Source organism: Pseudomonas sp. SDO5532_S415 (genome assembly GCF_054071155.1).
In genome coordinates this window covers 1-13,147 of record NZ_JBSVWS010000032.1, presented here as the reverse complement: position 1 = coordinate 13,147, position 13,147 = coordinate 1, and the positions used below count along the sequence as shown (strand labels likewise).

At 58.7% G+C, this 13,147-nt stretch carries 13 protein-coding genes and 1 pseudogene; 2 read left to right on the top strand and 12 right to left on the bottom strand.

Going from position 1 to position 13,147, the window contains the following annotated elements:
- From ACW9HW_RS10915 to ACW9HW_RS10865, 11 genes are all read right to left on the bottom strand, one after another.
- Positions 1-1,962, bottom strand: a complete 1,962-nt coding sequence (locus ACW9HW_RS10915; RefSeq protein WP_095194635.1) for a DUF7844 domain-containing protein — start codon at positions 1,960-1,962, stop codon at positions 1-3.
- Positions 1,959-2,279 (bottom strand): DUF2388 domain-containing protein, encoded by a 321-nt coding sequence (locus ACW9HW_RS10910; RefSeq protein WP_095194636.1) that lies wholly within the window; start codon positions 2,277-2,279, stop codon positions 1,959-1,961. The genes ACW9HW_RS10915 and ACW9HW_RS10910 overlap by 4 nt, the downstream gene beginning before the upstream one ends.
- Before the next feature lie 28 nt (positions 2,280-2,307).
- Positions 2,308-2,625, bottom strand: coding sequence for a DUF2388 domain-containing protein (locus ACW9HW_RS10905; RefSeq protein ID WP_095194637.1), 318 nt, complete (start codon positions 2,623-2,625; stop codon positions 2,308-2,310).
- 107 nt (positions 2,626-2,732) lie between these two features.
- Positions 2,733-3,050, bottom strand: a complete 318-nt coding sequence (locus tag ACW9HW_RS10900) for a DUF2388 domain-containing protein (RefSeq protein WP_095194638.1) — start codon at positions 3,048-3,050, stop codon at positions 2,733-2,735.
- 142 nt (positions 3,051-3,192) lie between these two features.
- Positions 3,193-3,402, bottom strand: a complete 210-nt coding sequence (locus tag ACW9HW_RS10895) for a DUF1127 domain-containing protein (protein ID WP_095194639.1) — start codon at positions 3,400-3,402, stop codon at positions 3,193-3,195.
- Positions 3,403-3,660: 258 nt separating this feature from the next.
- Positions 3,661-3,876: a DUF1127 domain-containing protein gene (locus tag ACW9HW_RS10890; RefSeq protein WP_028619839.1), complete on the bottom strand. Its 216-nt coding sequence runs from the start codon at positions 3,874-3,876 to the stop codon at positions 3,661-3,663.
- A 319-nt stretch (positions 3,877-4,195) separates the two neighbouring features.
- Positions 4,196-5,689 (bottom strand): acetyl-CoA hydrolase/transferase family protein, encoded by a 1,494-nt coding sequence (locus ACW9HW_RS10885; protein ID WP_457399822.1) that lies wholly within the window; start codon positions 5,687-5,689, stop codon positions 4,196-4,198.
- 213 nt (positions 5,690-5,902) lie between these two features.
- Positions 5,903-7,339, bottom strand: coding sequence for an NAD(P)(+) transhydrogenase (Re/Si-specific) subunit beta (locus tag ACW9HW_RS10880; RefSeq protein ID WP_095194641.1), 1,437 nt, complete (start codon positions 7,337-7,339; stop codon positions 5,903-5,905).
- On the bottom strand, positions 7,336-7,692 hold the full coding sequence (locus ACW9HW_RS10875) for an NAD(P) transhydrogenase subunit alpha (protein WP_007992881.1): 357 nt from the start codon (positions 7,690-7,692) through the stop codon (positions 7,336-7,338). Before ACW9HW_RS10875 ends, ACW9HW_RS10880 begins: the two co-directional genes overlap by 4 nt.
- 11 nt (positions 7,693-7,703) lie before the next feature.
- Positions 7,704-8,825: a Re/Si-specific NAD(P)(+) transhydrogenase subunit alpha gene (locus ACW9HW_RS10870; protein WP_457399820.1), complete on the bottom strand. Its 1,122-nt coding sequence runs from the start codon at positions 8,823-8,825 to the stop codon at positions 7,704-7,706.
- Positions 8,826-9,259: 434 nt separating this feature from the next.
- Entirely contained in the window at positions 9,260-10,159 is a 900-nt protein-coding gene (locus ACW9HW_RS10865; protein ID WP_457399819.1) for a LysR family transcriptional regulator, read from the bottom strand.
- Between the two features lie 158 nt (positions 10,160-10,317).
- Between ACW9HW_RS10865 and ACW9HW_RS10860 the strand changes: the two genes are divergently transcribed.
- On the top strand, positions 10,318-11,499 hold the full coding sequence (locus ACW9HW_RS10860; protein ID WP_077047085.1) for an acyl-CoA dehydrogenase: 1,182 nt from the start codon (positions 10,318-10,320) through the stop codon (positions 11,497-11,499).
- A 12-nt stretch (positions 11,500-11,511) separates the two neighbouring features.
- Positions 11,512-12,732 (top strand): CaiB/BaiF CoA transferase family protein, encoded by a 1,221-nt coding sequence (locus tag ACW9HW_RS10855; protein ID WP_457399817.1) that lies wholly within the window; start codon positions 11,512-11,514, stop codon positions 12,730-12,732.
- 212 nt (positions 12,733-12,944) lie between these two features.
- On the opposite strand, the pseudogene ACW9HW_RS10850 reads toward ACW9HW_RS10855, so the two are convergent.
- Positions 12,945-13,147 (bottom strand): annotated as a pseudogene (locus ACW9HW_RS10850) (hypothetical protein); the annotation flags it as partial.

The following is a 13,147-nucleotide window of genomic DNA, read 5'->3' as shown; positions in this document are numbered from 1 at the left end:
TCACGGCAACTCCAACCCCCCCGAAGCCTTATGCAATTTACGTAGATGCTCCCCAATCTGCTTCACGTTAGCTTCATTGGCCGCCATTTCCGCAGCGCGTTCCGGTTCGAGCAACGCACGCACTTCCTTGTCCAGATCCCCGCTCAGTGCCTGTAGCTGTTTCTGGCGCAGGCTGCTTTCCGATTCCAGGCGTTGCCATTCATTCGGTTGCGGCAAGCCATAGCCGCCGCTGCCGAGCAGTTCCGCCGGGCGGCTGAGGAAGCCGCTGTTGGCGAGAATTTCCTGCAAGGTTTTGTTGGCCCTGTCCATGCCGCCGTGTTGCAGTTCCCGGGCGCCCAGGTAACGTTGCTTCACTTCGTCCTGGGCCAGCACCAATTGCTGGCGGAAGCTGGCCTGTTCGAGCAGGAGTAACGCGGCGCTGGTGCGCAGGTCAGCCTGATCGAACCATTGGCGGCGCTGTTCGGCTTTCAATGACAGCCAGTCCTCGACCTTTTCCTGCTTGATCGGCAAGTGTTTCTTCAGCACTTCGAACATTGCTTGGTAGCGTTCGCGGAAGGAGTCGAAGCGGTAACCCAGGCGCAGTGCTTCACGGGGGTCGTCCAGCACGCTGGTGTCCGCCAGGCCGCGCCCCTTGAGTACTTCGAGCAGGCCGTTGGGCATGATGCTGTCCAACCCCACCAGTTTCGAATTGTTGGTGCCGCTGCGCAGCAATTTCAGGCCTTCTACGGCGCAGTTGTTGGAGAGGAAGAAGTAGTTGCCGTCGTAGCTCCAGTGCATCTCGGCGGCGTGTTCCACCACCTCATCAATCTCGTTGCGCGACAGGTTCAGCGGCACGGAAGCCAGGCTGCGCAATTCGGTCTTGGTGTATTCATCGATCACCTGGGCCAGCGGCAGCACAAACAGGCGCGACGGGTATTTACCCACTAGCCCATCCCAGCTCGACAGTTGCACGTCGCCGACGAAGGCGCGGTAGGACAGCACCAGATGTTGGTCCAGGTCCAGCCGACAGTCCGGCCCGCGCGGGCGACCGGGCGCACAGATCACCAGCCGCAACATGCTGTGACCCCAGCGGCTGACCCAGTTCTGATTGGCTTCGGCCAGCAGGTAGTCGACGGCATACACCCGCTCGGGGTCGACTTGACCCAGTGGCGTCTTGGCAAAGTCATTGCCGGCGTTAAGGAAGGCGTAGGTTTTGCCGCAGGTGTCTTTGGCGGCGGGCGCCCAGCCGAAGTGTTCCTGGTAGTAGCGGTACAGGGCAGGGCGGCGACAGGCGTAGCCGGGGTCGAGGAGGAAGTACTCCATGTTGACCGCGACGAACTCTTTGGGGCTGCTGGTCTCGTAGATGTCCGGGCTACGCGCGATCTGCCGGTTGTACTGTTCGCGCTCGCCGCGACGGCCTACGTATTGCGGCCAGCCGGCGAGGTCGAGCAGGCGTGGATCGTCGCTGAGGGTAAAGCGGCGGCCGGACTGGCCACGGCATTGGTCGGGAATGCCGATCAGGCCTGAGCTGTTGTCCTGGCGGGTGCAGCGTTGGATCAAGGTACGTTCCGCCGGCGACCACAGGCGGGAACGGTCATAGATGTGGGTCAGTTCGTGCAACACCGTGGCGAGCATTTCCCGGCGCACAGTGCCATGGGGGCGATAGGTTTTTTGGGTCGCGGCGCTGCCGTCCGTGAGGCTGGCCAGCAGTTTGCGATTCAGATCGAGTTCGGACACCAGCGATGCCTGGCCATAGGCGTTGCCGGGCATGTCATCGGTCCAGCCGACGTCGATGCGCCGGTCCAGTTGCTCGATAAAGCGCGGCGGTAGCGCCTGCATGGCTTCATCGAGCAAAGCCTGGCTGGCTTGCTGTTGTGCGGGACTCAAGCCTTCGGTCTTGAGGTGTAATTCAAGGCCTGCGTGGGCGCTGTTGCCCAATAGCAACAGCGCCCCGGCCATCAGCCAGGCTGCTGGAAACTTCACAGTGCGAGGATGGCTTCGGCGAGTACCTGATCACTGGCGTCACGGGCTTCCGGTACGCGGGTGCGCAGCATGTCGAAGGCGGCTTCCAGGTGCGCACCGCGAATATCGCCATTGGTTGCGACGAAACTGGCGGCGTCGTCGTGGGCTTCACGGACGATTTTCGAATCGCGGATCGACGTGGTGGTGTCGGAAGTGAAATCCAGTGTGCGCTCGGTGGCACGGATGAGGATGTTACTGGTGGCAACCAGGGTATGGGCCTGGGCCATATCGGCCAACAACAACAGGCCAAGGGTGGCGGCAATCAGCGGGCTACGCATGGAACGACTCCGGAGGAACTAAGGATAACTATTGGACGAGAATTGCCTGTGCCAGTTCAAGATCGCTGACATGAAGTTTTGGCTGGGTCTGACGCAGATAACGCAGGGCCGACTCCAGTTGTGCGCCTCTCAGTTGGCCATCGCTGGCAATGAATGCCGCGGCGTCATCCTGGGCGGCGAGCAGCAGTTTATGGTCGAAGGGGGCGGAGGTCACCATGCTTGTGGCGTAACCGCTGGCCACGATGCCTTGGGTCGACAGGTTAAAGGCGTCGAAGGCGCAGGCAGTACCCGAATAATTGGCCGCAAGAAAGGCTGAAGTGAGTAACAGATTCGAAAGAAAACGCATGAGACTCGACGGTTGAAAGCGAGTCCCAAGGCTAGCGCAATGCCCGTTCTAGAGCCAGCGCCGAAACACGGGGACACGTCGGGCGTGTCCCATGTCAGGGAAGGCGCTTAGATCGCGAGGATCGCCTGCGCCAGTTGTGCATCGGATGCGTTCAGCTGTGGTGCTTGATGGCGAATGTGATCGAGGGCGCTTTCCAGTTTTACGCCGCGAATGTTGCCTTCGCTGGCAACGAAGCTGGCGGCGTCATCACGGGCGGCGAGTACGATCTTGTCATCGCGGAAGGATGAGGTGACGTCCGAGGTCGCGTCGGAGGTGGCTTTGAGTGCACCGACGACGGCATCGGTGGTCACGATGAAGCTGGTGGCGTGGGCATTGGCAGCCACGGCAAGCAGGGCTGCAGCGCTGAGCAGGCGAAGACGGGACATGGTGTAGCTCCTTTGGTAAATCAATTGAAAAATGGCGCGGTGTCTGGAGAGTCAGACGTTAGACACTCCGCATTCGCCACGTTCTGTTCTGATATTAGGCCTGCGCATAGCCATTCGAACAGTCCCATCTGTTCGGGCGACATCAGCGCCAAAAGGGTTTGTCTAATTCGTTGATTCGCTCGGCGTGGCTGATACCCAGGTCTGAAAGCTGCCGATCATCGAGCTGGCCCAGTAAATACCGGGTTCTGCTCCTTTCCAGGCTGTTACAGAACCTGCAGAGCAATCCGCGGAGCCAATTCAAGCGACGATTGGATTGAGGCGTGGAAAGGGACGTGTCCTGAGCGTGATTCATGGTGCAGTCCTTTTGCGGTCGTGGTGGGATTCAAGAGTGATCCCGGCCGCAGGCTGGCAACAGACACACTGGGGTTAAATTGTACTGGTTCAGTTATGCATTTTTCTAAACTGTATCTGTGCGGCGTTTCATCTTCTGTGTCGCCTGTTTTAATTCGCCAAAACGACAAAGCCCGTCGTGGTTTCCCACGACGGGCTTTGTTTGTTCAATTCGGGTTGCTGGCGATGGACCCTGTGGGTCAGAGCCAGCGACGCTCACTTAGCGCCAGAACGGCTTGCTCAGCTCTTCGTAGCGTTGTGCTTCGCTAATCCCGGCATCAGCCAGCAGACGCGAATCCAGGCGAGCCAGTTGGTGGCGGCTGGAGATGCGGCGCTGCCACAGCATCAGGTTGGCGATAACGCGCAGAGGCATGGAAGCCTGGGTTTTTGCAGCGGTGTTTTCGAAGAACAGATCGGAACTGAGTGTACGTTCCATGGTTTTCATCCTTCCGCTTGTGGCGGGATTAGGTAGTGGTTTAACTGGTGCCCATGATCCTCCTGTTTGCCTAGTCTCTGTAGATACAGTTCACCTGTATTGTGAGAGCTCAGTTAACTGTTTATAGGGGGTGTACTGGTCTAAATTGAGGCAACTGTACCTATCTGCACTGTTGTGGTGCGATTTTGCTGATTTGGTCTCGTGGCGTAGGGTATTTTTGTAGGAAATAACCGGTACAGCAGTACAGTTTTTGGCGAGTTTTGACTTGGCAATAGCACGCTGGCGAAACTGTGTTTGCGCCAGCGGTTATCTGTATTCATTACACGGCAAGCATTCGCCCGGTTTCTTCCAGGTTCATGTGCCAACTCAGGGCATCGCGCAGGATATGTGGCGTGTGTCCGCCGATGGCGCAAGCAGCATTGAAGTAGTCATTCAATGCCTGGCGGTAGTCGGGGTGCACGCAGTTGTCGATGATGACGCGGGCGCGTTCCCGGGGCGCCAGGCCACGCAGGTCGGCCAGGCCGACTTCGGTGACGAGGATGTCGACGTCATGCTCGGTATGGTCAACGTGGCTGACCATCGGCACCACGCTGGAAATGGCGCCGCTCTTGGCGATCGACTTGGTCACGAACACCGCAAGGTGCGCATTGCGCGCGAAGTCGCCGGAACCGCCTATGCCGTTCATCATCCGCGTGCCGCAGACGTGGGTGGAGTTGACGTTGCCATAAATGTCGAACTCCAGCGCCGTGTTGATGCCAATGATGCCGAGGCGACGGACCACTTCGGGGTGGTTGGAAATTTCCTGCGGGCGCAGCACCAGTTTGTCCTTATAGCGCTCCAGATTGCCGAACACATCGGCGTTGCGACGGCTCGACAGCGTGATCGAGCTGCCCGAGGCAAAGCTCAACTTGCCGGCGTCGATCAGGTCGAAGGTCGAGTCCTGCAGCACTTCGGAGTACATCGTCAGGTCTTCGAAGGGCGAGTCGATCAAGCCGCACATCACGGAGTTGGCGATAGTGCCGATCCCGGCCTGCAGCGGGCCGAGCTTGTTGGTCATGCGTCCGGCGTCGACTTCCTGCTTGAAGAAGTCGATCAGGTGATCGGCGATGGCCTGGGTGTCTACGTCCGGCGGCAATACAGTGGAAGGTGAGTCGGACTGGTTGGTGACCACGATCGCGACGATCTTTTCCGGCGGAATCGGGATGGCGGTGCTGCCAATGCGATCGTCGACCTTGATCAGTGGAATCGGCGTACGGGTCGGACGATAGGTCGGGATATAGATGTCGTGCAGACCTTCGAGGTTCGGGTTGTGCGCGAGATTGATCTCGACAATCACATGTTTGGCGAAGATCGCGAAGCTGGCGGAGTTGCCCACGGAAGTGGTCGGCACGATATGGCCTTGTTCGGTGATGGCGACGGCTTCGATGACCGCGATGTCCGGCAGCTTCAATTGCTGGTTGCGCAGTTGCTCGACGGTTTCCGAGAGGTGCTGGTCGATGAACATCACGTCCCCGGCGTTGATCGCCTTGCGCAGTGTGCTGTCCACCTGGAACGGCATGCGTCGTGACAATACGCCGGCTTCGGTGAGCTGTTTGTCGAGGTCGTTGCCCAGGCTGGCGCCGGTCATGAGGCTGATCTTCAGCGGCGTGACCTTGGCCCGCTCGGCCAGTGCATGGGGTACGGCCTTGGCTTCGCCGGCGCGGGTGAAGCCGCTCATGCCGACGGTCATGCCGTCCTCAATCAAGGCGGCAGCCTCGGCGGCACTCATCACTTTATCCAACAACGAAGGCAGGCGAATTCGGTCACGGTACATGGATTGTTATCTCGGGCAACGGGTACAGGAAGCGCAGTCTATTGAATTTCGCCGGTCCCTGTCCCGCTACCAAGGTCGCAAAAGAGGCCTCTATTCCGGGCCTTTCAAGCAAAACACCATTACCGGATCAGTAACAAAGAGGCGGTTTGTCCGACGATTTGCGCAAAAAAAAACGCCCCGACAAGTCGGGGCGTTTTGTGGTGCCGGCGAGGGTTATTCGACGGCCTTGACCATGTCCTCGATGACTTTTTTCGCGTCACCGAACACCATCATGGTTTTGTCCAGGTAGAACAGTTCGTTGTCCAGACCGGCATAACCGCTGGCCATCGAGCGCTTGTTGACGATGATGGTCTTGGCCTTGAACGCTTCGAGAATCGGCATGCCGGCAATCGGCGATTTCGGGTCGTTCTTCGCAGCCGGGTTGACCACGTCGTTGGCGCCCAACACCAGCACCACGTCGGCCTGACCGAACTCGGAGTTGATGTCGTCCATCTCGAACACCTGGTCGTAAGGCACTTCGGCTTCGGCCAGCAGTACGTTCATGTGGCCCGGCATACGACCGGCAACCGGGTGGATCGCATACTTCACGGTCACGCCGCGATGGGTCAGCTTCTCGGTCAGTTCCTTCAGCGCATGTTGCGCCCGTGCTACCGCCAGGCCGTAGCCTGGAACGATGATCACAGTGTCGGCGTTGGTCAGCAGGAAGGTCGCGTCGTCAGCCGAACCGGATTTCACCGGGCGGGCTTCTTTCGAGCCGGCAGGGCCGGCCGCGTCCGCGGTGTTGCCGAAACCACCGAGCAGTACGTTGAAGAACGAACGGTTCATCGCCTTGCACATGATGTACGAGAGAATCGCACCGCTTGAGCCCACCAGAGAACCGGCGATGATCAGCATCGAGTTGTTCAGCGAGAAGCCGATGCCCGCTGCTGCCCAGCCGGAGTAGCTGTTGAGCATGGACACGACGACCGGCATGTCGGCGCCGCCAATCGGGATGATGATCAGCACGCCGAGTACGAAGGCCAGCGCCAGCATCACGCCGAAAGCGGTGTAGTCGCCGGTGAGCATGAAAGTCACGCCCAGTGCCAGTGTGGCCAGACCCAGCAGCAGGTTCAGCTTGTGCTGACCGCCAAACTGTACTGGCGCGCCCTGGAACAGGCGGAACTTGTACTTGCCTGCCAGTTTGCCGAAGGCAATGACCGAACCGGAGAAGGTGATCGCACCGATGGCAGCGCCGAGGAACAACTCCAGGCGGTTACCGGCCGGGATTGCATCGCCGAGGTTCTGGACGATGCCCAGCGACTGTGGCTCGACCACGGCGGCCACGGCGATGAACACCGCTGCCAGGCCGATCATGCTGTGCATGAAGGCGACCAGTTCGGGCATCTTGGTCATTTCAACACGCTTGGCCATGATCGTACCGACAGTGCCACCGATCAGCAGGCCGACGATCACGTAGACGATACCGTCGTGGGCCAGTTCGGCACCCAGCTTGTAGATCAGGCCAACCGTGGTGAGGATCGCCAGGCCCATGCCGAGCATGCCGAACAGGTTGCCGCGACGCGACGTGGTGGGATGCGAGAGTCCCTTGAGCGCCTGGATGAAGCAGACTGAGGCGATCAAATACAGGGAAGTAACCAGATTCATGCTCATGCTTGCTGCACCTCAGCCTTGACTGCTTCGGCCTTGGCTGCCGGAGCCTTTGCTGGCGCCGCTTTCTTCTTGAACATTTCCAGCATGCGCCGGGTTACCAGGAAGCCACCAAACACGTTGACCGCGGCCAGGGCCACGGCGAGGGTGCCCATGGTCTTGCCCAGTGGGGTCACGGTGAGGGCGGCCGCGAGCATGGCGCCGACGATGACGATAGCCGAGATCGCGTTGGTCACGGCCATCAGTGGTGTGTGCAGGGCAGGGGTCACGTTCCAGACCACGTGGTAGCCGACATAGATAGCCAGCACAAAGATGATCAGGTTGTAGATACCGTGAGAGATCAGCATGTCTTCCATTGTTTTTATCCTCAGCCGTTCTTGCGCACGATCTGGCCGTCGCGGCACATCAGGCACGCGGCGACGATATCGTCTTCAAGGTTGATCACCAGTTGTCCTTCTTTATCGAACAACAATTTCATGAAGTCCAGCAGGTTGCGTGCATACAGCGCCGAGGCGTCGGCTGCGACCGCGGCCGCCAGATTGGTCGGGCCGACGATGGTTACGCCATTCTCGACGACCACCTGATCAGCCACGGTCAGCGGGCAGTTACCGCCTTGGGCCGCCGCCAGATCGATGACCACCGAGCCCGGTTTCATTTGCGCCACGGTTTCCGCGCTCAATAGCGTCGGCGCCTTGCGGCCTGGAATCAGCGCGGTGGTGATAACAATGTCAGCCTGCTTGGCGCGTTCGTGCACGGCCACAGCCTGACGTTGCATCCAACTGGCCGGCATTGGGCGTGCGTAGCCGCCGACACCAACGGCACATTCGCGCTCTTCATCGGTCTCGTAAGGTACGTCGACGAACTTGGCGCCGAGGGATTCGATCTGCTCTTTAACCGCAGGGCGCACGTCGGACGCCTCGATCACCGCTCCCAGGCGTTTCGCTGTGGCGATGGCCTGCAGTCCGGCGACGCCGGCGCCGAGAATCAGCACGCGCGCCGCTTTCACGGTGCCCGCAGCGGTCATCAGCATCGGCATGAAGCGCGGATAGTGGTGAGCAGCCAGCAACACGGCTTTATAGCCGGCGATGTTGGCTTGCGAAGACAGCACATCCAGGCTCTGGGCGCGGGAGGTGCGTGGCGCAGCTTCCAGCGCAAACGCGGTAATGCCGCACTCGGCCATTTTGGCGATGGTTTCGTTACTGAACGGATTGAGCATCCCCACCACAATGGTGCCGCTTTTTATCAGCGCAAGTTCGCTGTCAGTGGGGGCGACGACCTTCAGAATCAGCTCTGCACCAAACGCGTCACCGGCGCTGCCAATGTTTGCGCCTGCGGCTTCATAGGCACTGTCGACAACGCTGGCATTGACGCCGGCGCCGCTTTGTACAGTGACCTTATGACCCTGGCCGATCAGCTTCTTAATGGTTTCAGGGGTTGCAGCAACCCGTGTTTCACCGGTCTGGGTTTCGAGAGGAACACCAATGTGCACGTCAAATCTCCTGCGTGATCTTATTGAGTAAACCCATGCACTACGGATGGTGCGGCTGGGGCGGCCGATCAGCACGACCCCGCCAAATCAGGGCGGGGCGCGGCATTTTGCAGGCGAACTTTGTGCCCTTCAAGGGATTATGACGCGTGACGGAAAATTAACTACAAGTCACCCCGTGACCGAATGTCGCATCGATTAAGCGCAGTCCCTTGTAAAGCGTGCCTTTCAGAGCATTTTTCTTGAATTTGAGAATTTTCACATAGGCCATATGAATGTTCCTGCATTGCTTCGAAATAGCGGCGCAAAGCCATATGTTCAGGCGCTTGTGGGACGTTTGTACTGCTTTCGGTACAGTCTTCGAATATGCGACAAATAGTTATATCTGTAGGGTTTTTATTTTGCTGACTACGGGGTCAGCTATCCTCTGTAAGCCTTTATCCTTCGAGGCTGTAGCTGTGCGCCTGATTGACCAGCCAATCTCTGAATGCCCTTAAAGACGCCGATTCGACCTTCCGCTCAGGAATCATCAGGTAATAAGCCTTGATGCTGGAGAGTGCCTGGGGGTTGGCAATGACCAGTCGTTTCTCGGCCAATTCACGCTGAATCAGGAAGGGTGGAATCAAGGCGATGCCCATGTCGTGCATGGCCGCCTGGGCCAGCATGGAGAATAGCTCGTAGCGCGGTCCTGTCATGTCGCGAGGGACATTCAGTCGCTGAGAGTTAAACCAATGTCGCCAGGCGTAGGGGCGGGTGGTCTGTTGCAAAAGGGGGAGTTCAGCGATTTCACCGGCGGTCAGATGAGTGTTTTTCCCCATCAGGTTGGGGCTGCAAACGGGAAGCGGATGTTCGCCCATCAAGCGGTGGGACTCCGTACCGGGCCAGTCCGCGTCGCCGAAGTAAATCGCTGCGTCAAAGTCCGTATCGGCAAACAGGAAGGGGCGTGTGCGGTTGGTCAGGTTGACCGTCACTTCCGGGTGTTTTTGCTGGAAGTCCTTGAGTCGAGGCAGCAGCCACTGGGTGCCGAACGTCGGAACTACGGCCAGTTCGATCACATTGGCACCTTGCTGACCCATCACGGACAGGGTGTCCCGTTCGACTGCATCAAGTTGGGTGGCGACCCTGCGGCTGTAGGAAAGACCGGCTTCTGTCAGCTTCACGCCGCGCCGCGAACGTCGGAACAGTTCTACGCTGAGGAATTCCTCAAGGCCGGCGATCTGTCGGCAAATCGCCCCTTGCGTCAGCGAAAGTTCCTGCGCTGCCTTGGTAAAGCTCTCATGGCGTGCAGCTGCCTCAAAGCTGATCAGGGCCGTTGTGCTGGGTATCTTCCTGCGCATGTACGTCAACCTCACTAATACATCGCGTTAAATGCGTTTTGCGACGTTTCGGAGTGAGAAATTAGCACAACAGTATGCAAAATCCTCGTTTGCCGAGACGGTGAACCGGGCCTAGGATCAGTCCACGTTTATTTCACCCGTTTCGAGAGGACACACTCATGGCCGGTAAAGCTAGCTTCAACTGGATCGATCCCCTGCTGCTGGATCAACAGCTCACCGAAGAAGAGCGCATGATCCGCGACACCGCCGCGCAGTTCGCCCAGCAGAGCCTCGCGCCGCGCATTCTCGAAGCGTTCCGTCATGAAAAGACCGACCCGGCGATTTTCCGCGAGATGGGCGAAGTGGGCCTGTTGGGTGCGACCATTCCGGAGCAGTACGGTGGCAGCGGCCTGAACTATGTCAGCTACGGCTTGATTGCCCGTGAGGTCGAGCGCATCGACTCCGGCTATCGCTCGATGATGAGTGTGCAGTCCTCACTGGTGATGGTGCCGATCAATGAGTTCGGTACCGAGGCGCAAAAACAGAAGTACCTGCCGAAACTGGCCTCGGGCGAGTGGATCGGCTGCTTCGGCCTGACCGAGCCTAACCACGGTTCCGACCCGGGCGCGATGATTACTCGTGCACGTAAAGTGGAAGGCGGCTACAGCCTGACTGGCAGCAAGATGTGGATTACCAACAGCCCGATCGCCGATGTGTTCGTGGTCTGGGGTAAAGACGACGCGGGCGATATCCGTGGCTTCGTTCTGGAAAAAGGCTGGAAGGGCCTGAGCGCCCCGGCGATTCACGGCAAGGTCGGCCTGCGCGCATCGATCACCGGCGAGATCGTCATGGACAACGTGTTTGTCCCCGAAGAGAACATCTTCCCGGATGTCCGTGGTTTGAAAGGTCCTTTCACTTGCCTCAACTCGGCACGTTACGGCATTTCCTGGGGAGCGCTGGGTGCTGCCGAGTTCTGCTGGCACACCGCTCGCCAGTACACACTGGATCGTCAGCAGTTCGGCCGCCCATTGGCTGCCACTCAGTTGATCCAGAAGAAGCTGGCCGACATGCAGACCGAAATCACCATGGCGCTGCAAGGCTGCCTGCGCCTGGGGCGCATGAAGGACGAAGGTACTGCAGCGGTTGAAATCACTTCGATGATGAAGCGCAACTCTTGCGGCAAGTCCCTGGACATTGCGCGCATGGCCCGCGACATGCTGGGCGGCAACGGTATCTCCGACGAGTTCGGCGTCGCTCGCCATCTGGTCAACCTGGAAGTGGTGAATACCTATGAGGGTACGCATGACGTCCACGCGCTGATCCTCGGTCGGGCGCAGACCGGCATCCAGGCGTTCTATTAATAGGAGAACGGCATGGGCGCGCTTTCACATCTACGGGTACTGGATTTATCGCGGGTGCTGGCCGGGCCGTGGGCTGGGCAGATCCTTGCCGACCTTGGCGCTGAAGTGATCAAGGTCGAGCGCCCGGGAAATGGTGATGACACGCGCGCCTGGGGCCCGCCATTCCTTAAAGACGCTTATGGCGAGAACACTAGCGAGGCCGCCTATTACTTGTCGGCCAATCGCAACAAGCAATCGGTGACTATTGACTTCACGCGCCCAGAGGGGCAGAAGTTGGTGCGAGATCTGGCGGCGAAGTCGGACATCCTGATCGAGAACTTCAAGGTCGGTGGTCTGGCGGCTTACGGGCTGGACTACGAATCGCTGAAGGCGATCAATCCGGACCTGATCTATTGCTCGATCACCGGATTCGGTCAAACCGGTCCTTATGCCAAGCGTGCGGGTTATGACTTCATGATCCAGGGGTTGGGCGGCCTCATGAGTCTGACAGGGCGACCTGAAGGCGATGAGGGGGCAGGACCGGTGAAGGTGGGTGTGGCGCTGACAGATATTTTGACCGGGCTCTACTCGACGGTCGCGATCCTGGCGGCGCTTGCGCATCGTGATCATGACGGTGGCGGTCAGCATATTGATATGGCGTTGCGGGATGTTCAGGTGGCGTGCCTGGCTAACCAGGCGATGAACTACCTGACGACAGGCAATGCGCCCAAACGCTTGGGGAATGCTCATCCGAACATCGTGCCTTATCAGGATTTTCCTACGGCGGATGGCGACTTCATCCTTACCGTGGGTAATGACGGGCAGTTCCGCAAATTCGCGGAGGTCGCCGGGCAGCCTCAGTGGGCGGATGATCCGCGCTTCGCAACCAACAAACTGCGGGTGGCCAATAGGGCGGTCCTCATTCCACTGATCCGCCAGGCCACTGTATTCAAGACCACTGCTGAATGGGTGGCTCAGCTGGAGCAGGCGGGGGTTCCTTGTGGGCCTATTAATGATCTTGCACAGATGTTTGCCGATCCTCAGGTCAAGGCGCGCGGGTTGTCGATTGAGTTGCCGCATGCGCTGGCTGGCATGGTGCCGCAGGTGGCGAGCCCGATACGTTTGTCGGAGACGCCGGTGGAGTACCGTCGTGCGCCTCCTTTGTTGGGGGAGCATACGTTTGAGGTTCTACAGCGGGTACTGGGGCTGGATGCCGGTACCGTGGCTAACTTCAAAGAGTCCGGCGTGCTCTAAGGATTTCCCCCTATATAGAAGAGTGGCTTGCTCCTTCCAGGTGTGGGTGGAGCGGGCTCATTTCCTGCCTCTCGTAACTTATTGAAAGAAAACTGAAATTAACGGTTGACGGCAGATCTCAGGTGTCTATAATTCGCCCCACTTCCGGCGCAGTCGAAACGGAAAACTCCTTGGTAAACAATGAGTTACGCAGTTTTCGGCAGCGGGTTGCTTCAGGTCATCGAAGCCGAAAGGAAGTTGAAAAAGAGGTGTTGACAGCAGCGAGTAACGCTGTAGAATTCGCCTCCCGCTGACGAGAGATCGAAAGCGCAAGTGGTTGAAGTTGTTAAGGAAAACCTTGAAAACTTCTGAAAATAACCACTTGACAGCAAATGAGGCTGCTGTAGAATGCGCGCCTCGGTTGAGACGAAAGCTC

Excerpts from the sequence above, each read along its gene's own strand:
- ACW9HW_RS10910 (WP_095194636.1), bottom strand. The coding sequence starts at position 2,279 with ATGCGTAGCCCGCTGATTGCCGCCACCCTTGGCCTGTTGTTGTTGGCC.
- ACW9HW_RS10905 (WP_095194637.1), bottom strand. The coding sequence starts at position 2,625 with ATGCGTTTTCTTTCGAATCTGTTACTCACTTCAGCCTTTCTTGCGGCC.
- ACW9HW_RS10900 (WP_095194638.1), bottom strand. The coding sequence starts at position 3,050 with ATGTCCCGTCTTCGCCTGCTCAGCGCTGCAGCCCTGCTTGCCGTGGCT.
- ACW9HW_RS10895 (WP_095194639.1), bottom strand. The coding sequence starts at position 3,402 with ATGAATCACGCTCAGGACACGTCCCTTTCCACGCCTCAATCCAATCGT.
- ACW9HW_RS10890 (WP_028619839.1), bottom strand. The coding sequence starts at position 3,876 with ATGGAACGTACACTCAGTTCCGATCTGTTCTTCGAAAACACCGCTGCA.
- ACW9HW_RS10885 (WP_457399822.1), bottom strand. The coding sequence starts at position 5,689 with ATGTACCGTGACCGAATTCGCCTGCCTTCGTTGTTGGATAAAGTGATG.
- ACW9HW_RS10880 (WP_095194641.1), bottom strand. The coding sequence starts at position 7,339 with ATGAGCATGAATCTGGTTACTTCCCTGTATTTGATCGCCTCAGTCTGC.
- ACW9HW_RS10875 (WP_007992881.1), bottom strand. The coding sequence starts at position 7,692 with ATGGAAGACATGCTGATCTCTCACGGTATCTACAACCTGATCATCTTT.
- ACW9HW_RS10865 (WP_457399819.1), bottom strand. The coding sequence starts at position 10,159 with ATGCGCAGGAAGATACCCAGCACAACGGCCCTGATCAGCTTTGAGGCA.
- ACW9HW_RS10860 (WP_077047085.1), top strand. The coding sequence starts at position 10,318 with ATGGCCGGTAAAGCTAGCTTCAACTGGATCGATCCCCTGCTGCTGGAT.
- ACW9HW_RS10855 (WP_457399817.1), top strand. The coding sequence starts at position 11,512 with ATGGGCGCGCTTTCACATCTACGGGTACTGGATTTATCGCGGGTGCTG.